At 45.8% G+C, this 20396-nt stretch carries 21 protein-coding genes; 5 read left to right on the top strand and 16 right to left on the bottom strand.

Going from position 1 to position 20396, the window contains the following annotated elements:
* Window positions 1–5: 5 nt before the first annotated feature.
* The 16 genes from pal to aspS all read right to left on the bottom strand — a co-directional run bounded on the left by pal (window position 6) and on the right by aspS (window position 14887).
* Window positions 6–527 (bottom strand): peptidoglycan-associated lipoprotein Pal, encoded by a 522-nt coding sequence (gene pal / locus C1S73_RS05120; protein WP_038866814.1) that lies wholly within the window; start codon window positions 525–527, stop codon window positions 6–8.
* Window positions 528–557: 30 nt separating this feature from the next.
* Window positions 558–1910 (bottom strand): Tol-Pal system beta propeller repeat protein TolB, encoded by a 1353-nt coding sequence (gene tolB, locus C1S73_RS05125; RefSeq protein WP_080869721.1) that lies wholly within the window; start codon window positions 1908–1910, stop codon window positions 558–560.
* 16 nt (window positions 1911–1926) lie between these two features.
* Window positions 1927–2949, bottom strand: coding sequence for a cell envelope integrity protein TolA (gene tolA, locus C1S73_RS05130; RefSeq protein WP_038866812.1), 1023 nt, complete (start codon window positions 2947–2949; stop codon window positions 1927–1929).
* 13 nt (window positions 2950–2962) lie between these two features.
* Window positions 2963–3406, bottom strand: coding sequence for a protein TolR (gene tolR / locus C1S73_RS05135; RefSeq protein WP_038866811.1), 444 nt, complete (start codon window positions 3404–3406; stop codon window positions 2963–2965).
* A gap of 3 nt (window positions 3407–3409) precedes the next feature.
* Window positions 3410–4108 (bottom strand): protein TolQ, encoded by a 699-nt coding sequence (tolQ, locus tag C1S73_RS05140; protein ID WP_038866810.1) that lies wholly within the window; start codon window positions 4106–4108, stop codon window positions 3410–3412.
* Window positions 4098–4517, bottom strand: coding sequence for a tol-pal system-associated acyl-CoA thioesterase (ybgC, locus tag C1S73_RS05145; protein WP_010447291.1), 420 nt, complete (start codon window positions 4515–4517; stop codon window positions 4098–4100). The genes tolQ and ybgC overlap by 11 nt, the downstream gene beginning before the upstream one ends.
* Window positions 4518–4689: 172 nt before the next feature.
* Complete coding sequence (ybgE, locus tag C1S73_RS05150; RefSeq protein ID WP_038866807.1) at window positions 4690–4992, bottom strand: cyd operon protein YbgE; 303 nt, start codon at window positions 4990–4992, stop codon at window positions 4690–4692.
* Window positions 4985–5092 (bottom strand): cytochrome bd-I oxidase subunit CydX, encoded by a 108-nt coding sequence (gene cydX, locus C1S73_RS05155; protein WP_000270284.1) that lies wholly within the window; start codon window positions 5090–5092, stop codon window positions 4985–4987. The genes ybgE and cydX overlap by 8 nt, the downstream gene beginning before the upstream one ends.
* A gap of 12 nt (window positions 5093–5104) precedes the next feature.
* On the bottom strand, window positions 5105–6241 hold the full coding sequence (gene cydB, locus C1S73_RS05160) for a cytochrome d ubiquinol oxidase subunit II (protein ID WP_038866805.1): 1137 nt from the start codon (window positions 6239–6241) through the stop codon (window positions 5105–5107).
* 17 nt (window positions 6242–6258) lie between these two features.
* Complete coding sequence (cydA, locus tag C1S73_RS05165; protein ID WP_038866802.1) at window positions 6259–7845, bottom strand: cytochrome ubiquinol oxidase subunit I; 1587 nt, start codon at window positions 7843–7845, stop codon at window positions 6259–6261.
* A gap of 461 nt (window positions 7846–8306) precedes the next feature.
* Window positions 8307–9311 carry a Holliday junction branch migration DNA helicase RuvB gene (gene ruvB, locus C1S73_RS05170; protein ID WP_038866800.1) on the bottom strand — a complete coding sequence of 335 codons (1005 nt, stop codon included), beginning with the start codon at window positions 9309–9311 and terminating at the stop codon, window positions 8307–8309.
* Between the two features lie 21 nt (window positions 9312–9332).
* Entirely contained in the window at window positions 9333–9944 is a 612-nt protein-coding gene (gene ruvA, locus C1S73_RS05175; protein WP_038866798.1) for a Holliday junction branch migration protein RuvA, read from the bottom strand.
* A gap of 78 nt (window positions 9945–10022) precedes the next feature.
* Entirely contained in the window at window positions 10023–11474 is a 1452-nt protein-coding gene (locus tag C1S73_RS05180) for a methyl-accepting chemotaxis protein (RefSeq protein ID WP_038866796.1), read from the bottom strand.
* Window positions 11475–11596: 122 nt separating this feature from the next.
* Entirely contained in the window at window positions 11597–12118 is a 522-nt protein-coding gene (gene ruvC / locus C1S73_RS05185; protein ID WP_005426231.1) for a crossover junction endodeoxyribonuclease RuvC, read from the bottom strand.
* Between the two features lie 99 nt (window positions 12119–12217).
* On the bottom strand, window positions 12218–12964 hold the full coding sequence (locus C1S73_RS05190; protein WP_038866794.1) for a YebC/PmpR family DNA-binding transcriptional regulator: 747 nt from the start codon (window positions 12962–12964) through the stop codon (window positions 12218–12220).
* A 144-nt stretch (window positions 12965–13108) separates the two neighbouring features.
* A complete protein-coding gene (gene aspS, locus C1S73_RS05195) occupies window positions 13109–14887 on the bottom strand; it encodes an aspartate--tRNA ligase (protein WP_038866792.1) in 1779 nt (592 codons plus the stop codon).
* Between the two features lie 272 nt (window positions 14888–15159).
* Between aspS and C1S73_RS05200 the strand changes: the two genes are divergently transcribed.
* The 5 genes from C1S73_RS05200 to C1S73_RS05225 all read left to right on the top strand — a co-directional run bounded on the left by C1S73_RS05200 (window position 15160) and on the right by C1S73_RS05225 (window position 20394).
* Window positions 15160–16026, top strand: coding sequence for a DUF72 domain-containing protein (locus C1S73_RS05200; RefSeq protein WP_038866791.1), 867 nt, complete (start codon window positions 15160–15162; stop codon window positions 16024–16026).
* A 104-nt stretch (window positions 16027–16130) separates the two neighbouring features.
* Window positions 16131–16868 carry a carboxy-S-adenosyl-L-methionine synthase CmoA gene (cmoA, locus tag C1S73_RS05205; RefSeq protein WP_038866790.1) on the top strand — a complete coding sequence of 246 codons (738 nt, stop codon included), beginning with the start codon at window positions 16131–16133 and terminating at the stop codon, window positions 16866–16868.
* Between the two features lie 70 nt (window positions 16869–16938).
* Window positions 16939–17910 (top strand): tRNA 5-methoxyuridine(34)/uridine 5-oxyacetic acid(34) synthase CmoB, encoded by a 972-nt coding sequence (gene cmoB, locus C1S73_RS05210; protein WP_038866789.1) that lies wholly within the window; start codon window positions 16939–16941, stop codon window positions 17908–17910.
* Window positions 17911–18130: 220 nt separating this feature from the next.
* Window positions 18131–18877 carry an ATP-dependent zinc protease family protein gene (locus C1S73_RS05220; RefSeq protein WP_038866788.1) on the top strand — a complete coding sequence of 249 codons (747 nt, stop codon included), beginning with the start codon at window positions 18131–18133 and terminating at the stop codon, window positions 18875–18877.
* Window positions 18878–18888: 11 nt separating this feature from the next.
* Window positions 18889–20394: an inactive transglutaminase family protein gene (locus tag C1S73_RS05225; RefSeq protein ID WP_038866785.1), complete on the top strand. Its 1506-nt coding sequence runs from the start codon at window positions 18889–18891 to the stop codon at window positions 20392–20394.
* Window positions 20395–20396: the final 2 nt, after the last annotated feature.

Below are 20396 nucleotides of genomic sequence, written 5' to 3' on the forward strand. Positions count from 1 at the left end.
TCGAATTAGTATACTAGAACCGCACGACGGTTTTTAGCGTAAACATCTTCTGATTGACCTAGAAGAAGTGGCTTCTCTTCACCGTAACTAACGATTGCGATTTGGTCAGCTTGAACACCTAGCGCTTGTAGGTAGTTTGATACTGCTTCAGCACGACGCTCGCCTAGTGCGATGTTGTACTCTGGCGTACCACGTTCATCAGCGTGACCTTCGATTGTCACTTTAAGAGCAGGGTTCTTGCTTAGGTAAGCTGCGTGAGCTGCTAGCATCTCTTCGTAGTCACCTGCAATTGTTGAGTTATCAAATGCGAAGTAAATAGTTTGAGTTTCGCGTAGTGCTTGCTCTTTTAGCTCTTGCTCTGTCAATTGACCGTTTGGATCGATTGGCGTTACTACTGTTGTTTCAGAACCGCTAGTGTTGGTTTCTGCACCCGTATTTGAAGCCGCGTCATCACTTGAGCTACAAGCCGTCATTGCCATCACAGGAATCGCGATTAGCAATCCTTTTAGAACCTTGTTCAGTTGCATCTTATTTTCCTTTATTAATCAATTTTATTACTACAAAAACGGTGACCATGCGGGAGCTCTGACACGCCCATTTGTTGCCGGTAATCTAGCTTTAAATCGACCATCAATTGACACCATCGATAGTACGTTTTTCTTGTTGTAGATTGAGCTATAGATAACCATGCCACCATTTGGGGCAATGCTCGGAGACTCATCAAGCAATGTTTTTGTTAGTACCTGAAGAGCACCTGTTTCCAAATCTTGCTTAGCCAAGTTGAAGCCCGAATCACTGCGATTCACCATGACAAGGAATCGACCATCAGGAGTGATTTGACCACCTAAGTTTTGGCTGCCTTGCCAAGTCAAACGGTTAGTAGAACCGCTGCCCAAATCTACTTGATAAATCTGAGGTTTACCACCCCTGTCAGATGTGAAAATCAGTGATTTGCCATCAGGGTGCCAGTACGGTTCTGTATTATTTGATCTGCCACGCGTAATTTGTGTCAGCTTACGAGTTTTCAGATCCAACGTGTAAACCTGAAGTGAACCGGTCTTAGAAAGAACCAAAGCTAACTGACTGCCGTCAGGCGAAAATCTTGGCGCACCATTATGACGAGGGTATGACGTAATCTTCTCTCGCTCGCCGGTGTAGATGTTCATAATGAAGATCTCAGCTTGGCCGTTCTGGAAACTCACGTAAGCCAATTTCTGGCCATCAGGAGACCATGCTGGAGACATCAGTGGCTGTTTAGATTGAAGTACTAAACGTTCGTTGTAACCATCGTAATCGGCAACACGCAGCTGGTAAGGGAAGCGATCTTTGTCGTTTACAACAACATAAGCGATACGAGTCATAAATGCGCCGCGTTCGCCAGTCAATTGCTCGTAGACAAGGTCCGCAATTCGGTGAGCGTACTCACGCATGCGTGGGCCTTCTACCGTCGCTACCTTGTTAAACAACACGTGGTCTTTGGAAAGAACCAGTTCTCCGTCATCACCGAGAGCTTTGCTCTGACCCTTCGTTAATTGGCCACGAACAACGTCAACTAACTGGTAGTTAACCACGTAGTTACCTTGTTCGTTTTTCTTAATTGAACCGGTCAATAATGCATCTACGCCCAATCCGGTCCACGCATCAAAGTTCACCTCTGATTCGTTGGTTGGCGTTTGTGGCATTTTGCTGGTAGGTACCGGACTGAATTTACCACTGCGTTGCAAGTCAGAAGCAATCACAGCGGAAATATCAGTCGGAAGAGGCTCACTGCCTTCCCACTTAAAGGGAACAACAGCAATTGGTCGTGCTGAATCAATACCATCGGTAATCACCAGCTCTAATGCAGCGTGAGCCACATTCGTTAGACTGCCAAGCAGTACAAACATTCCTAGTAAAAGGCGTTTAATCACGTCTCAGTTCCTTAAATTAATAATCAACTGTTAAGTTAATATCACGAATTTTATCTATAATTGCGCGGTCTTTTGGCATAGGGAAATTGCCAACTTGGTTTACTGCACTCTTTGCCGCACCACATAATCGAGCATCACCGCTAATGACTGAAACGCCACTTACTACGCCATCTGTTCCAGTTGGCACAAGCTTAATATTCAGCCTACACGACTTTCCCACAAGGTAATCATCCTTAATGATTCGACTTTCGATTAGCTGTTTATAGATGGCTGCATAACGACCAACTTCCGAATCAACATGTTGATTCTTCGCTACTTGGTTAAGTTCGGATTCACTTTCTAGACCAGCAAAAATGTCATCCAAAGCCGCTTCTTGCTCTTTGCGTTCACGCTCTGCTTTCTCTGCGGCTTCTCGAGCTTTACGTTCGCGCTCAGCGGCCTCTTTGGCTGCTTTTTCTTTCGCGATGCGTTCTTGCTCGGCTTTTGCTGCGGCTTCACGTTCACGTTTCGCTTTCTCTTCGGCTTCTTTCGCCGCTTTCTCGCGCGCTACACGTTCTTGCTCCGCTTTACGTACGGCCTCTTCTTTGGCTTTACGCTCTTGTTCGGCCTTTGCTGCCCGCTCTTTCTCTTTACGAGTGCGTTCTTCTTCGGCCTTACGTTCTTGCTCTTTCTTTTTACGAGCGACCTCCGCTTCGCGAGCGGCTTTTGCATCTTTTGCTTGCTGCTCTTTCAGCTTACGAATCTGCTCTTCTTCAGCTTTGCGATTCTTTTCCAGCTGCTCAGCTTCACGTCTCAGTTTATCAAGACGATCTTGCTCTTTTTTTGCCGCTTTCTCGCGTTGCTGACGAATTTCTTTGGCTTGTTGTTGGACAAGCTTCGGGTCAATAACAACCGCCTGCACCATTTGCCCTGTCGGCTCGGGTTTAGACATGTTGAAATCTGTACCCCAAAGTAACGCTACGACCAAAAGCGCATGCAAACCAACCGATATTGCTATCGGCTTGGTGTATTCTTTGGTTTTCTTCTTATTGTCTTTCATAGATGTTCGATGTCTATTCCCTGATATCGGTCATCAGACCTACTTTAGGGATGCCAGCCCGACTTAGCTCATCAAGCAGAAGTACCACATCTGCATATGGCGTTGCGGCATCACCCCCTACTGCAACCGGAGAATCAGGTTTGATTTCCCGCTCTGCTTTCACACGAACAATAACGTCTTGTAGTGATAGACCGCGTTGAACCTCTTCATCATTCACGCTTAGGCCCAAATTACCATCGCGATCGATTTCAATAATGATGAAGCTACTGTCTGTTTCACCAGCAAGATCTTGCATTGATTCCGCGGTAGAGGTTTTTGGAAGGTCTACATCCACACCTTGAGTGACAAATGGAGCGGTCGCCATGAAAATGATCAGCAGTACAAGCATAACGTCGATATAAGGTACAACGTTAATCTCTGCGGTCATTTTACGCTTTTTAGGTTGGTAACCCGCCATGCCTTATTCCTTATTCGCGCTGTCTCGACCCGCCATTGCTTGACGGTGCAGGATGCTGTGGAATTCTTCAGAGAAAGTTGCGTATGTATGCTCTAGCTTACTTACTTTGTTGCTTAGACGGTTGTAAGCCATTACTGCAGGGATTGCTGCAAACAGACCCATCGCTGTTGCGATCAGTGCTTCTGCGATACCGGGTGCCACCATAGATAGTGTTGCTTGTTTCACTTCACCCAATGCAATAAAGGCGTGCATGATACCCCATACCGTACCAAATAGGCCGATGTATGGGCTGATAGAACCGACCGTTGCGAGGAACGGTAAACTGGTTTCTAGTTCATCCACTTCACGAGCTACAGAAACGCGCATTGCACGCCCTGTACCTTCCATGATGTAGGCCGGTGAGTTTGCGTTACTCTTACGCAAGCGTGCAAATTCGGTAAAGCCAGCATAGAAGATTTCTTCTGTGCCACCGATGTCGTCTTTACGAGCTTTCACTTTTTGGTACAGCTGTGAAAGATCGGTACCAGACCAAAATTTGTCTTCAAAGGACTCAGCGTCTTTTGATGCTTGAGACAGTACTTTGCTGCGCTTAATGATCATTGCCCATGACGCAATTGACATGCCTAATAGGGTCAACATCACAAGCTTTACCAACAGACTGGCCTGAAGAAAGAGATCTAAAATGGAAATATCAGCAGTCACTATTTGTTAGCTCCGAATTGATAAAAGATGGGATAGCTATTGGTTTCATTTTCTTATTATCGATACATGCTACCTTAACAATTGTCTTGCACAATGTTTTGCCTTCATCATTGACTAACTCTTGACAGAATTGCAGGGACGCACGCTTTATTTCTGACACTCGGGTAAGAACGGTCAAATGCTCGTCCAGTCTCGCCCCTTGGTTGAAATCGATATCCATGTGTCGGACAACAAAGCCAATGTTTTGTTCCAATAACACATGTTGAGAAATGCCTTTTGCACGCAACATCTCAGTGCGTGCGCGTTCAAAGAATTTTAAATAATTAGAGTGATATACAACGCCACCCGCATCGGTATCTTCATAATACACGGTGATCGGCCAGCGGAAGGGATTAGATGTGCCTTGCAAGGGAGTACCAGTACTTTCAATTCTTTAAAGCAATTACTATAACTGAAGCGGCAGTAATTGGTACTGAGCGAAGGGAATATTTTTGAATTTTGTAGAAAAAATAAAAGCCAGACAAGACGTCTGGCTTTTTATTCGATGATTTAATAACCGACTTTATTTCAGAGTGTAACGCTTAAATGAAATAGAGTGCTGTTAAATAAACTAAGATAGCAAGTGAGAAATAAGGGCTGAACAATACTTGCCAGTACCAATTTCTTGGCTTGAAGCCCACACCGTAAACCATGCTTGAGCAGACTGCCCAAATCAGTGCCGGTGCGATAAACGCATTAAAGCCACCAATTTCTCGATGGTATGCGTTTGGATCCCACATCACCAATCCTACATGCATAAAGCCGAGGATTAAGGCCAAGACTCTCAGTAGAGTCTTGTCCATTGGTGCGTGAAGTTTCGCTACCTTTTCAGCGAGATTACTCACTGTCTTTATCCATCATTTCTGAGTGCTCTAACCAAAGAGCGTTGATGATACCGAATGCACAAGCAAGTAGTACACCTAGAATCCATGCGAAATACCACATAGTAATAGCTCCTTAGTAAAGTGAGTTTTTGTTTTCTTCGATGAACTTGTCATCCAAGCGACCAAACATCTTGTAGTAAGTCCAAGACGTGTAAGCCAAGATGATTGGAACCATAACAAACGCAACGCCTGTCATTAGGTTCAAAGTCAGTTCAGATGAAGTTGCATCCCACATTGTCAGACTTTGGCTTGGCATTAGGTCTGATGGCATTACGAATGGGAACATTGCAATACCAGCAGTAAAGATAACACCTGCGTTACCAAGGCTAGAGGTTAGGAACGCGATACCACACTTCTCTAGGCGAGATGCCAATACAGCTAGAAGCGGCATTGCAACACCCAGTACAGGCGCAGCCCATAGCATTGGGTAAGCTTCGAAGTTGTTCATCCACGCACCAGCTTCACGGATAACCTCTTTGTTTAGAGGGTTAGAAGCAGCGCCTGTATCGATACCACCTACGATAACGTAACCTTCGATGCTCTGAATCCAGAAGCCAGCTGCTACGAATGCAACCACAGTTAATAGACCCATTAGCTGAGCAACGTTACGAGCACGAGTATGTACTTCGCCTGTTGTCTTCATTTGTAGCCAAGTTGAACCTTGCATCAGGATCATGAACAAGCTTACTAGACCACATAGCAATGCAAATGGGTTAAGAAGACCAAAGAACGAACCATGGTACGTTGGCATTAGGAATTCGTTCAATTGGAATGGAACACCTTGCAGAAGGTTACCAAACGCTACACCAAAGATGATTGGTGGAACGAAGCCACTGATTGAGATACAGATATCCCAAGTGTTACGCCATTTTTTATCTTCAATCTTTGAACGGTAATCAAGACCGATTGGACGTAGCCAAAGTGCCGCTAGGGTTAGGATCATCGCTAGGTAGAAACCAGAGAACGATGTCGCGTAAACCAAAGGCCATGCTGCGAACAATGCACCACCAGCAGTGATAAGCCATACTTGGTTACCATCCCAGTGAGGTGCGATCGAGTTAATCATCACACGACGTTGCGTGTCGTTTTTACCGATAATAGGTACAAGTGCGCCCACACCCATATCGAAACCGTCAGTAATTGCAAAACCAACTAGTAGAACACCGATCAGTACCCACCAGATGAATCGCAAGATTTCGTAATCAAACATCTTGTTGTCTCCTTGTCTTACGCTTCTACTTGGCGACTAACTTTGTCTTCAACAGAGTCAGCGTTTTGCTCGAAGTGGTAGCGGCCAGTTTTCAGGCTGCTTGGACCTTTACGAGCGAATTTCACCATTAGGTATACTTCTGCAATTAGGAATGCAGTGTATAGCGCTAGGATTGCAAATAGTGAAGTCCAGATTTCACCTGCTGTTAGTGCTGATGCAGCAACGTGTACCGGTAGGATTTCACCTACAGCCCACGGTTGACGACCGTATTCAGCAACGAACCAACCCGCTTCGATCGCAATCCAAGGTAGTGGAATGCTGAACAATGCAGCTTTAAGAATCCAAGGTTTCTGTTCGATCTTCTGACGACATGTTTGGATGAATGACGCACCAAATACGAATAGCATGATGAAGCCACACGCAACCATGATACGGAACGACCAGAATAGCGGCCATACTGTTGGGATTGAATCATCCGCTGCAGCTTGGATTTGGTCTTCAGTCGCATCAACAACCTTGTCTGTGTAACGTTTTAGAAGTAGGCCGTAACCTAGGTCACCTTTCACTTCGTCAAACGCTGTCATGTTTGCTTCAGACTTGTCGCCTGCACGCAGTTTTTCAAGCAATTCGTATGCGTACATACCAGTACGGATACGGTCAACGTGCTCTTCACGTAGATCGTGTAGGCCTGTTACTTGCTCATCAAACGAACGCGTTGCGATGATACCCATTACGTAAGGGATCTTGATTGCGTAATCGGTATTCATTGTTTCTTGGTTCGGTAAACCAAACAGTGTGAACGCCGCTGGTGCTGGTTCTGTATGCCATTCAGCTTCTACTGCTGCTAGCTTCACTTTTTGAACTTCACCAAGTTCGTAACCAGATTCATCACCCAGCACGATTGTAGACAGGATTGCTGCCATACCGAAAGAAGCTGCGATAGCAAACGAACGACGAGCGAACGCCACATCACGACCTTTCAATAGGTAGTAAGAACTGATGCCAAGAACGAACATTGCACCACACGTGTAGCCAGATGCTACTGTGTGTACAAATTTAACTTGCGCTACAGGGTTTAGTACAACGTCTGCGAAGCTCACCATTTCCATACGCATGGTTTCGAAGTTGAATTCTGCGCCAACTGGGTTTTGCATCCAGCCGTTCGCGATAAGAATCCACAGTGCAGAGAAGTTAGAACCCAGAGCAACCAACCAGGTTACCGCTAAGTGTTGACGTTTTGATAGACGATCCCACCCGAAGAAGAATAGACCAACAAAAGTTGACTCCAGGAAGAAAGCAACCAGTGCTTCGATCGCTAGTGGTGCACCGAAGATGTCACCTACATAGTGGGAGTAGTAAGACCAGTTCGTACCAAACTGGAACTCCATGGTAAGGCCAGTAGCCACACCAAGTGCAAAGTTAATACCGAACAGCTTACCCCAGAACTTGGTCATGTCCTTGTAGATTTGCTTGTTCGTCATTACGTACATTGATTCCATAATGGCCAAAAGGAAGGCCATACCAAGGGTCAATGGTACGAATAGGAAGTGATACATCGCTGTCAGTGCAAACTGCAACCGCGACAGATCAACTACGTCAATCATGGTAACTCCTATGTGTCGGCTGAATGACACTCTCTACATATTGCAATCCATACACAAGTGTTATTTACACTTGAAAAATGTTGAATTATCACAACGCTTTGTTGCAAAAATGTGCTTCGTTGGTTAGTTAATTGTTAAGCATCAGCTAATATAGCTGGGCCTAATATTACTGCTAAAAACAGTTTGTTTCAAAAGGTTTATAGCGAGAAACCGCTTTGATGTATATCAATCTTTATGCGCTGAATTTGAACAAAAATCCATCACATTGATCCAGATCAAACGATATCAGAAGAGTATGTTAATAGAGAGTAATCAGGAGAGAAAATAATCAGTTAGGCAAGAACATAGAGTTAACAATCTATAAGTTTTTATTACCTATTTAGTATTAGAAGAGATTTAATAAATGAGAGGTTGGTCAACATTGGTGAAATGCTGAGCGCTGTGCGCCCAGCGTTGGAATCTTACTTTTCAATTCCGAAATGCAGATAGGCGCGATCGGTCGCTATTCTACCACGAGGTGTGCGTTGTAAGTAACCTTGTTGAATCAAATAAGGCTCTAGCACATCTTCAATGGTGTCTTTCTCTTCACCAATGGCTGCTGCCATGTTATCCAGACCGACAGGACCACCACCAAACTTTTCCATGATCGCAAGAAGCAGTTTTCGGTCCATGTAGTCAAAACCTTTAGCGTCGACATCGAGCATGTTCAGCGCTTTATCTGCAACTTCCGCACAGATGTGTCCATTGCCCTTTACTTCAGCATAGTCACGAACACGGCGTAGTAGTCGGTTAGCGATACGTGGCGTACCACGAGCGCGGCGAGCAACTTCTAACGCACCTTCCGACTCCATTGACAAGCCTAGGCAATCTGCGCTGCGCTGAACGATATCCTGCAAGTCTTTGACCTTGTAATACTCAAGGCGCTGAGTAATACCGAATCGGTCACGCAATGGCGAGGTCAATGAACCCGCTCGTGTGGTTGCGCCGATAAGCGTGAAAGGAGGCAAGTCAATCTTGATAGAGCGAGCGGCTGGGCCTTCACCAATCATGATGTCTAGCTGGTAATCTTCCATCGCTGGATACAGCACTTCTTCAACCATTGGGCTTAAGCGGTGAATCTCGTCAATGAACAGCACATCGTTTTCTTCTAAGTTGGTCAGCAGCGCCGCCAAGTCCCCTGCTTTCTCAAGTACTGGGCCGGAAGTAGTGCGAATATTCACTTCCATCTCATTAGCAACGATGTTCGCAAGTGTGGTTTTACCCAAACCTGGAGGACCAAATATCAAAAGGTGGTCGAGCGCTTCATTTCGCAATTGAGCGGCTTTGATGAAAATCTCCATCTGACCACGCACGTGATCCTGACCTTGGTAATCCGCCAGCTTCTTAGGACGAATCGCACGGTCGATGACATCTTCATCACGAAATGAAGGATTTTCTGGCGCGATTAAACGATCGGCTTCAATCATATTGTTCCCTTGAACTTTTCGTTACACCATTGATTTTAGTGCTTCACGGATCAGTTGCTCACTGGTCATATCCGGTTTAGCGATCTGAGAGACTACTTTCGACGCTTGAGTTGGTTTGTAGCCTAGAGCTAGAAGCGCACTGATTGCCTCTTCTTCAGCATTGCTAGATGCCGCACCAGAATCCGCAGGAGCCGCATCCGTAAACGGAGTAAATAGGTCGCCAGCACCCCAACCTTTAAGGCGGTCTTTCATTTCCACAACAAGACGTTCTGCGGTTTTCTTACCAACGCCAGGTAGCTTCACAAGTGTTGAAATGTCTTCACGCTCTACGCAAGAAACGAATTGGCTTGCCGTCATACCAGAAAGTATACCCAGCCCCAGTTTAGGACCGACGCCGTTCGCTTTGATTACTTCACGGAAGAGCGCACGTTCTTTGACAGTGTTGAAGCCGTAAAGCAGCTGAGCGTCTTCACGCACAACAAAATGAGTATAAATGATCGCTTCTTCGCCGACGTTTGGCAGTTCGTAGAAACAGCTCATTGGCATCTGTACTTCATAACCAATGCCATTAACTTCAATTAAAACTTCAGGTGGTTGCTTTTCAAGCAGAGTGCCGCGAAGACGTCCAATCACTATAAATACTCTTTGGAAATGAATTTGCGACAGGATAATAAAGAACTGGATAGACATCCAGTCCTTTATGCCGTTCGGTTAGATTTTTGAGACAACTTGATCAAGTTGTTGAGTCAGGTTTCTCACGGTGACGACTTGGCTACTGAGCTCAGTGCCATATTGAGCGACAGTTTCAGCAATGGTCTTGGTGTTCACGACTCCGTTAGCAACTTCGCTACTGGCTTCATCAAGCTCTTTTAATGCGGTCATTTGCGTCGCCATGATGCCAGAAAGACTCTGCACATCATGAGAAATTGTGGTCACTTGCTGGATGATGGTATTCATTCGTTCTGTGCTTGAAGTAACAACATTCTGCCCGTGTTTCACCTCTTGCTCGCTGCGATCAAGCAAGTTACGAATCTCGATTGCGGATTGACTACTCTTTGCAGAAAGCTCTCTCACTTGGTCCGCGACCACTGCAAAGCCTCTGCCCTGCTCCCCCGCTCGCGCCGCCTCAATAGCCGCATTCAGTGCCAATAAATTGGTTTGTTCTGCGACCGAGGTAATCAAGTCTGCCACTTTCATGATGTCTTCATGGCTGGTAATGATCTGGCTGATCGCTTGGGTAGAGTCTTCGAGCAACTCAGAGCTTTTCTCAGCTTGTTGATGAACGTCTTCACTCTTCTCACGAAGCTCTTCAACAAACTTGCTTGACGTTTCAATCCCCGTCGCCATGTGGTGTACTTGCTGACTCATTTGCTCAGCCGCACTGGCTTGAGACTCACTGTTGATATTGAGAGCATTGACTTGAGCACCTAACAGCGAAGATTGTCCATCCAACACTTGCGAAACTTGTTTAAGCTCCGCCGAATTTTGATTAGCTTGCTCTAGTACCTCTCCTAGCCGTAACTCCCCCGCCGTTGCTTTTTGTGCGACCAATTCACTTTCTGCTTTAGATTTCTCTGCACTTTCAATCGCAATATCTCGCTGCTTGGCAGTAAAGGCTTGTGCAATACAAATCACCACCAGCGGTAACACAGTGCCTGACCATATTTCCACGCGCTGCGCAGATTCAGACAACACGAGTTGGGGAAAACCAAAACCAGACACATGCTGATACGTCATTACTGCAGAAACCGCGATGACTAGCGCACTCCATGAGATCGCCATGATACGAGTGCCAGATAAAAAGAAAGCGACGACTAACAAAGGTACCCAGTAAGTTTGGGTTGAATCGACCACACCACCGCTTTGATAAATGATGTTGAGTGCATGCACTGACATGCCTACAAACCCCAGATTGAGCGACAATGCTGGTCGTTTGAACCATCTCAGGCTGAAGGCGGATATCAGTTCGAGTGCGATTAAGAGTACTGAGGTGAAGATTAAGCTTTCATGCCCATGTTTAGACCATTTGATCAGGCTGTAAATCCCGACGAGAAAGGCGATGAAGGTAAATAGCGAGAGGATATCGGCTTGACGTTGTTGAGTTCTTGTCCATTGAGTTTGGCGCGGCATAAATGCACTGCGCCACAGCGTGGCTGGATTCATGTTCAATCTTCCTTGATTGATTTCTTATTAGACCTCTGACCACTATAGTTTTGTAACATTTTCTCAACAAACCCAATCCTTAAATCTGTCTGAGATGTCTCATTTTTAATACGAAAACACGCTTAACGGTAACGACCTTTTCTTGCGCTGGTTGCTTTGCCTGCGAGCGCCACCAGCGTCTTATTGGTGTTAGCGTGACAAATAGCAACACCCAACGCATCGGCAGCATCGGCTTGAGGCTTGGCTGGCAATTTAAGCATGTGTTGAACCATATGTTGAACCTGAACTTTGTCTGCACCACCTGTGCCCGTTACCGCTTGTTTAATAAGACGAGCCGCGTACTCATGCACCGGAAGATCCGCATTCACAGCCGCCACAATTGCGCTACCACGCGCCTGCCCTAGCTTTAGTGCAGAATCAGCGTTCTTCGCCATAAACACTTGTTCGATGGCAAACACATCCGGTTGAAACTGGGTGATGATTTCCGTCACGCCTGCGTAGATTTGCTTGAGACGACCTGGCAACTCTTTTTCAGAAGTGCGAATACAGCCGCTGCCTAGATATTGTAGATGACGTCCCTGCTGACGAATCACACCGTAACCCGTAATGCGAGAGCCTGGGTCAATACCCAAAATAATTGACATGAATTTTCCTAAGAAAGCAGATCAAGAACGATCTCTATCTCGTTATTATAATTAATGAAAATAAATGGGAACAGAACGCTCTGTCCCCATTGAGTAATCTTATTCTAATGTGGCTGCCACTTCGTCAGAAATGTCACCATTGTGATACACCTCTTGAACATCATCCAAGTCTTCTAACGCATCAATCAGACGTAGAAGCTTAGGGGCAGTATCCACGTCCAATTCTGCTTTCGTTGATGGGATTAATGATACTTCTGCATTGTCAGCCTCAAAGCCTGCTGCATCCAAGGCATCTTTGACGCTACCGAAATCAGCTGGTGCCGTGTACACATCAATAGAACCGTCTTCGGATGTTTCGATATCATCGGCGCCGCTCTCAAGCGCCACTTCCATCACTTCGTCTTCATCTAAGCCGGAGGCATAAGAAATCACACCTTTCTTATCGAACAGATAATTAACACTTCCATCTGTACCCAAATTACCGCCAGACTTCGAAAACGCGTGACGCACGCCAGAAACCGTTCGATTGCGATTGTCTGTCATGCATTCAACCATTACGGCGGTGCCACCTGGACCGTATCCTTCGTAGATGACGGTTTCCATGTTGTCATCGCCTTCACCACCGGCACCACGACTGACCGCACGGTTCACCGTGTCTCGCGTCATGTTGTTAGAAAGTGCTTTATCGATAGCAGCTCGTAACCGAGGGTTATTGTCAGCTTCTCCGCCACCCTCTTTCGCGGCAACGACAATTTCACGAATTAACTTGGTAAAGATTTTGCCACGCTTGGCATCTTGCGCAGCTTTACGGTGACGAATATTCGCCCATTTACTATGACCTGCCATGATTCACCTTTTAATTTATTTTGACGTTAATGCTCAGCTTTGATTGCTCAATAACGTTACTTGGGAAAGAGCTCGGAATAATTCTTGGGTTCATTAAAACAAAAACTCCCGCAAATGCGGGAGTTTTCTTTAAATGTTGTGCGCTTATTCTGCGTCTTTTTCTTTCGCAACAGTCACTGCAATTGCTAGCTCTTCTAGAGCCGCTGGGTTTGCAAGGCTCGGTGCGTCTGTTAGTAGACACGCCGCTGCTGTTGTTTTAGGGAATGCGATAACATCACGGATGTTCTCAGTACCACATAGCAACATTACTAGACGGTCTAGACCGAATGCAAGACCTGCGTGAGGTGGCGTACCGAATTTCAGCGCTTCCAATAGGAAACCAAACTTCAGTTTTTGCTCGTCTGCATCAATACCTAGGATATCGAATACCGCTGCTTGCATTTCTGCGTTGTGAATACGTACAGAACCACCGCCCACTTCGTAGCCGTTTAGAACCATGTCGTATGCGTTTGAGTTCGCTACCGCTGGGTTCGCTTTTAGCTCTTCCGCAGTCACACCTAGAGGTGATGTGAATGGGTGGTGCATTGCGTGCAGGTTGCCTTCGTCGTCTTCTTCGAACATTGGGAAGTCAACAACCCAAAGTGGAGCCCAAGTGCCTTCTTTAGTTAGACCTAGGTCTTTACCAAGTTTAAGACGAAGTGCACCTAGTGCTTCAGCAACGATGTTAGCTTTGTCTGCACCGAATAGGATGATATCGCCAGATTCCGCTTGAGTGCGATCTAGAATACCATTGATCACGTCTTCGCTTAGGAATTTAGCTACAGGAGATTGGATACCTTCCATGCCTGCTGCACGGTCGTTAACCTTCATCCATGCTAGACCTTTCGCACCGTAGATACCTACAAATTCTGCGTAACCGTCGATTTGCTTACGAGTAAGCTCAGCACCACCTGGTACACGGATAACGGCAACGCGACCTTTCTCGTCATTTGCTGGACCAGAGAATACTTTGAATTCAACGTCTTTTACTAGGTCTGCAACGTCTACTAGTTCTAGTGGGTTACGTAGGTCTGGTTTGTCAGAACCGAAACGACGAATCGCTTCGCTGAACGGCATTACTGGGAATTCACCTAGGTCAACGTTCAGTAGCTCTTGCCACATTTCACGAACCATTTTCTCAGTCGTTGCACGAACTTGGTCAGCCGTCATGAATGACGTTTCGATATCGATCTGAGTGAATTCTGGTTGACGGTCAGCACGCAAGTCTTCATCACGGAAACACTTAACGATTTGGTAGTAACGGTCAAAACCAGACATCATTAGAAGCTGTTTGAATAGCTGTGGAGACTGAGGAAGTGCGTAGAAGCTGCCTTTGTGAACACGGCTAGGTACTAGGTAGTCACGAGCGCCTTCTGGTGTCGCTTTTGTTAGTACTGGTGTTTCGATGTCTAGGAAGCCGTTGTCATCTAGGAAACGACGAACAAAGCTAGACGCTTTAGCACGTAGCTTGATGCGGTCACTCATTTCTGGACGACGTAGATCTAGGTAACGGTACTTCAGACGTTGCTCTTCAGAGTTCTTTTGATTGAAGTCTAGAGGCAGAACGTCAGAACGGTTGATGATTTCAAGACCTTTCGCAAGGAGCTCTACTTCACCTGTTGCCATGTCTTTGTTTACTTGGCTTTCTGGACGAACGCGAACTTCACCAGTTAGCTTGATACAGAATTCATTACGAAGTGTGTTAGCCACTTCATACGCATCTGCCATATCTGGATCAACAACTACCTGAACGATACCTTCGCGATCTCGCATATCGATAAAAATAAGACCGCCTAAATCACGACGACGGTTAACCCAGCCGCAAAGTTCTACAGTTTGTCCTGCAAGGGACTTGTTCAGGTGACCACAGTAATGGGTACGCATAATGAAATTCCCAATCTCTCAAATATTGTTAACTACGCTCTGTCAGCCTCATTGCCGAGCAGAGTAAAGATCCATTTATACGCTGAAAGCCTATGAAAATCGACTACTCAACATACAATTAAGTGTGTTTTATCATTCATTGGTGGTTTTTAGTACAACAAATGTTCAAAAGCGCACCAAAGCGAAAAAATTGGTGGGGATTATAGCGTGAAATTACCCATTTCAGCAAAACTCTCGTAAAGTGGGCTCAGGAAAAAACGTAAAGCAGAGATATGGATAATTTACCCCTTCGACTTGGATTGACCATGTGGTCGCACAACCAATGGCAACAAAGCTTTTATGGCAGCGGAACCAAGCCCGCAGAGCGACTCGAAAAGTACGCGCAGGTGTTCCATACCGTAGAGGGCAACACCACCTTTTATGCCACACCGTCGCTCAACACGGTGCAAAACTGGAAAGCCGCGACTCACGACAATTTCAAATTCACCTTTAAGTTGCCAAAAGCCATTACTCACGAGCAGATGCTCAGAGGTTGCGACGAGCAGTTACGTGACTTTATGAAGGTCATGGAACCGCTTCATGAGCGTGTCGGGCAATGGACTATTCAGCTCCCTGCTGCATTTGGTCCAGAACACCTCGATAGATTAAAGAAGTTCTGTGCTAGCTTTCCACCGAATTTTCCACTTGGAGTGGAAGTTCGCCATATGGCGTTTTTCTCCAAAGGTGAAGAAGAACGTGCGTTGAATCAATGGCTACTTGAGAGTGGCATTGACCGCATTATCATGGACAGCCGCCCAGTGTTCGCCGCGCAGCCGACGACCGAAGCGGTGATCGATGCCCACCAGAAAAAGCCTCGCGTTCCAGTTCATGCAATTGCAACTGCTAAGCACCCGATGATTCGCTTTATCGGTCATCCCGACATGGAAGACAACCTGCGCTTTTTCGAACCTTGGTTGCAGAAGTTACCGATGTGGATTGAACAAGGCATTCAACCTTACTTGATGATCCACACGCCAGATAACGTCTTAGCACCAGAACTGGCTGAAAAGCTTTATAAGCAGCTACAACTTAAGCTCTCGCTGCCCAATTTGTCGTCGTTTCCTGCCAATGATGGCAACTCACAAATACAAATGTTTTAGGTAAGCTTATAATTAAGCAAATGACAGAGGCGCGAATTTCCCATAAAATACGCGCCTTTTTTGATGCCTGACGTTTCGGGCAGCTTGTATGCAGAGATTTGGTTATGAACCCTAACAGCAATCCAGATACTATTTTTTCGGCTCCAATCGATAAAATTGGGGATTTCACGTTCGATGAACGCGTAGCGGAAGTTTTCCCTGACATGATTCAACGATCGGTGCCGGGTTACAGCAACATCATTTCTGCCATTGGTATGTTGGCAGAGCGTTTTGTTAAACCTCACTCAAACATCTACGATCTAGGCTGTTCTTTGGGTGCTGCTACGCTGTCTATGCGTCGTCATATCAAACAAGAAGGTTGTCAAATCATTGCAGTGGACAACTCTCCTGCGATGGTTGAGCGCTGTAAGCTTCATGTAAACGCCTACCGAAGTGACACGCCAGTTGATGTGGTAGAAGCGGATATCCGCGATATTGAAATCGAAAACGCGTCGGTTGTGGTATTGAACTTCACACTGCAATTCCTTTCTCCAGAAGACCGCTATGCGCTATTGGAGAAAATCTACGCGGGTTTGCGCCCAGGTGGCATTTTGATTCTGTCTGAGAAGTTTGTGTTTGAAGATGAAGTATCCAATGAGCTACTGATCGATCTTCATCACGACTTTAAACGTGCGAACGGCTACAGTGAGCTGGAAATCAGCCAGAAGCGCAGCGCAATTGAAAACGTGATGCGCCCTGATTCGAAGAAAGATCATAAAGAGCGTTTCGCGAAAATTGGTTTCTCAAGCTACGACGTTTGGTTCCAGTGCTTTAACTTCGGTTCGATGTTTGCGATTAAATAGCGAGAAGCGAGAAAGTCTTAACGTTTCGCATTTAGTGTCAATTTTTTAATTTATTACTCAGTGAAAAACTATGTTTAATTTTGCTAATTTTTATCAGTTAATCGCGCAAGACACTCGTCTTCAGCCGTGGCTAAACGTATTACCTCAACAGTTAACAGATTGGCAAAATGCTGAGCACGGTGATTTTGGTCGCTGGCTAAAAGCGCTGAACAAGATCCCACAAGGTGCACCAAACCAAGTGGACATCAAAAACTCAGTGACCATCAGCAACGATACGCCTTTTCATGAAGGTGAGCTGAAAAAGCTAGAAAGCCTGCTGCGTACGTTCCACCCGTGGCGCAAAGGTCCATACACAGTGCACGGTATTCATATCGATACTGAATGGCGCAGTGACTGGAAATGGGATCGTGTTCTACCGCACATCTCACCTCTGAAAAACCGCAGCGTGCTCGATGTTGGTTGTGGTAACGGCTACCACATGTGGCGCATGCTGGGTGAAGGTGCACGCTTAACGGTTGGTATCGATCCTTCTCACCTGTTCCTAATTCAGTTCGAAGCGATTCGTAAGTTGATGGGCGATGACCAACGTGCTCACCTCCTTCCATTAGGTATTGAGCAACTACCTAAGCTAGAAGCGTTCGATACCGTATTCAGCATGGGCGTTCTTTACCACCGCCGCTCCCCACTGGATCACTTGATGCAACTGAAAGACCAGTTAGTGGCAGGCGGTGAGCTTGTATTAGAGACACTAGTGATTGAAGGCGATGAGAACGCAGTATTGGTTCCGACTTCTCGTTACGCGCAAATGCGTAATGTGTATTTCTTCCCTTCAGCGAAAGCACTAAAAGTTTGGCTAGAATTGGTTGGCTTTAAAGACGTTCGTATTGTAGATGAGAATGTAACGTCAGTCGGAGAACAACGTACTACTGACTGGATGACACATAACTCACTGCCTGACTACCTTGATCCAAACGACCCAACGAAAACCGTTGAAGGCTACCCTGCCCCTCGTCGTGCGGTACTTGTCGCAACTAAGCCATAATTAACTGAGATTTCTGACATTGTCTTAACTCACTCCTTCCTTTAAGACATTAACCTCTCTTCAATCTAATTAAGGATGCATATTGCGTCCTTAATTTTTTAGCTTTTCGTCACTATTCCTCACTCTGTAAGAGACTGCGAGAGATTCTTACTTGTGAGCCTTTGGCGATAACGCTAAACTCTTAAAAAACAAACAACTTAATCCAATCCCAAGGTTTTCAATGTTTATACGATTGACTCCGGTTGTTGCAATCGCCCTATTGTCAGGATGTACCCTTACAAAAGGCGAACAGTACCACCAAGAAACGTTAGCCGCTATTCAAGCTTCAGAGACGAATTTCAATACTCGCGTTACCAACTTAGAGCTTCAACTTAGTAACCAATCGGATTACATCGAAAGTTTAGAAGGCCAAGTGGATAAGTTAAATGGCGAACTCAATACCTTCCGTAAAGAAGCGATGGACGAAGTAAGAAAGCCGAAAGAGCCTATTATCGTTCAAGCTCCTGCGCCTGTTCAGGCGACTCCTACTCATGACATTGTCCTGGGCTCCATAGAGCGAGTGACTATTGACTCCATCAAACAAACTTTCGATGCACGTGTCGATACTGGCGCAGCAACGTCTTCATTAAATGCAGTCGATATTGAAGAATTCGAAAGAAATGGCAAAAACTGGGTGCGTTTCCATCTTGCTGACAATACCAAGTCAGATGAAGAGAAAGACATTTGGATTGAAGCGCCAATTATTCGCTACGTGAAAATCCGTCAAGCAACCACTGAAGAACTAGAGCGTCGAGCTGTTGTTGAACTTTGGGTGCGCGTTGGAAAAATTCATGAAAAAGCGCAATTTACGTTGGCAGATCGTTCTCAAATGAACCATCCTGTGTTACTAGGAAGAGAGTTTATGCGCGACATCGCACTCGTTGATGTGAGCCGTAAATACGTTCAAACGGAAGAAGATAAAAAATAATAAGGTAGATTATGACGTCCAGAATACCGTTTTACCTGTCAATCATCCTGTTGGTGATTGCAGGCATCGCTTTGAGTGTTTTCAGACATCAGAATTACGGCGTACCTTGGACTCCAGGTGAAACACGTCAAATTTGGGATGTTGAAGCCCGTATCGAATTTAATGCGAATGGCAACGAAGTAAAAGCTTCTCTTGCTGCGCCGCATACTCAAAATGGTTACACCCTGATTGGTGAATCAGCATCGTCTCCAGGTTACGGCGTTTCTTACGTCAACTCAGACTCTGGTCGTCGTGCAGAATGGTCAATCCGTCAAGCAAGTGGCCCACAAACTATTTACTACAAAGCCCAGTTCTTAGTTGACCCACAAGCAAAAGTGGATGAACAGCCACCTGCAGGTGAAATCACAAAACCTACCCTTTCAGCGCCGCAACAAGCCGCCGCAAATGCATTGATTGAACGTGCAATGAGCCGCTCAGCAGACAATGTCACCTTTGCTCGCGAGCTGATCAAAACGCTAAACGATCCAGACAGCCAAAACTCAGCGCTGATTCTTAATGACTTTGATCGTACCGATGCATTACACAAGATCCTACTTACTGCAGGTGTGCAAAGCAAAATCGTTGGTGTAATCGAATTAGAAGACGGCCGCCGTCGTCAAGCTATTCAGCCTATGGTTCAGGTATGGTCGGGGGAAGAATGGGTTCTCTTCTCGCCAAATTCAGAGCAAGCCGCAGCACAACCTAACCTTCTCGTATGGGATGAATCGAACGTTTCCCTACTTGACTTAGTTGGCGGTAAAAACAGCCAAGTTCACTTCTCTATGATTAAGCAGGAAGTGACTCCACAGCAAGCCACTGACAATAAAGTGGAAGCGGATGGCCTACTCAACCTTTCTATCCATAGTTTGCCACTTGAAGAGCAAGCCATGTTTAAGACCATCATGTTGATCCCAATCGGCGCACTGATTGTTGTGTTCCTGCGTGTCATCATCGGTCTGAAAACTTCGGGTACCTTCATGCCAGTATTGATTGCGGTTGCCTTTGTTCAAACGCAACTGGTAACTGGTATTGTCGGCTTCCTATTAATTGTCGGTACTGGCTTGATAATACGAAGTTACCTCTCGAGGCTTAACTTACTTCTGGTTGCAAGGATATCCGCCGTAATCATAACCGTAATTATGATCATCTCGGTCTTCACCGTAGTCGCATTCAAGATTGGCCTAACAGAAGGTCTAACAATTACGTTCTTCCCTATGATCATCTTGTCATGGACGATCGAACGTATGTCGATTCTATGGGAAGAAGAAGGTGCGAAAGAAGTAGTTCTTCAAGGTGGTGGTTCACTACTAACCGCTGTCTTGGTTTACCTAGCGATGACGAACGTTTATATCCAACACTTAACGTTTAACTTCATTGGCCTACAACTGATTGTTCTTGCAGGCATCCTATTACTAGGTACTTACACAGGCTACCGTCTAACAGAGCTACGTCGATTTAAGCCACTAGCGGAGGACTAAAC

The organism is Vibrio jasicida 090810c (genome assembly GCF_002887615.1).
In the GTDB taxonomy this organism is placed as follows: Bacteria; Pseudomonadota; Gammaproteobacteria; order Enterobacterales; family Vibrionaceae; genus Vibrio; species Vibrio jasicida.

Bases quoted from the DNA above. Each gene is read 5' to 3' on its own strand.
- pal (WP_038866814.1), bottom strand. From the start codon at position 527: ATGCAACTGAACAAGGTTCTAAAAGGATTGCTAATCGCGATTCCTGTG.
- tolA (WP_038866812.1), bottom strand. From the start codon at position 2,949: ATGAAAGACAATAAGAAGAAAACCAAAGAATACACCAAGCCGATAGCA.
- tolR (WP_038866811.1), bottom strand. From the start codon at position 3,406: ATGGCGGGTTACCAACCTAAAAAGCGTAAAATGACCGCAGAGATTAAC.
- cydX (WP_000270284.1), bottom strand. From the start codon at position 5,092: ATGTGGTATTTCGCATGGATTCTAGGTGTACTACTTGCTTGTGCATTC.
- cydB (WP_038866805.1), bottom strand. From the start codon at position 6,241: ATGTTTGATTACGAAATCTTGCGATTCATCTGGTGGGTACTGATCGGT.
- cydA (WP_038866802.1), bottom strand. From the start codon at position 7,845: ATGATTGACGTAGTTGATCTGTCGCGGTTGCAGTTTGCACTGACAGCG.
- ruvB (WP_038866800.1), bottom strand. From the start codon at position 9,311: ATGATTGAAGCCGATCGTTTAATCGCGCCAGAAAATCCTTCATTTCGT.
- C1S73_RS05180 (WP_038866796.1), bottom strand. From the start codon at position 11,474: ATGAATCCAGCCACGCTGTGGCGCAGTGCATTTATGCCGCGCCAAACT.
- ruvC (WP_005426231.1), bottom strand. From the start codon at position 12,118: ATGTCAATTATTTTGGGTATTGACCCAGGCTCTCGCATTACGGGTTAC.
- C1S73_RS05190 (WP_038866794.1), bottom strand. From the start codon at position 12,964: ATGGCAGGTCATAGTAAATGGGCGAATATTCGTCACCGTAAAGCTGCG.
- aspS (WP_038866792.1), bottom strand. From the start codon at position 14,887: ATGCGTACCCATTACTGTGGTCACCTGAACAAGTCCCTTGCAGGACAA.
- C1S73_RS05200 (WP_038866791.1), top strand. From the start codon at position 15,160: ATGGATAATTTACCCCTTCGACTTGGATTGACCATGTGGTCGCACAAC.
- cmoA (WP_038866790.1), top strand. From the start codon at position 16,131: ATGAACCCTAACAGCAATCCAGATACTATTTTTTCGGCTCCAATCGAT.
- cmoB (WP_038866789.1), top strand. From the start codon at position 16,939: ATGTTTAATTTTGCTAATTTTTATCAGTTAATCGCGCAAGACACTCGT.
- C1S73_RS05220 (WP_038866788.1), top strand. From the start codon at position 18,131: ATGTTTATACGATTGACTCCGGTTGTTGCAATCGCCCTATTGTCAGGA.
- C1S73_RS05225 (WP_038866785.1), top strand. From the start codon at position 18,889: ATGACGTCCAGAATACCGTTTTACCTGTCAATCATCCTGTTGGTGATT.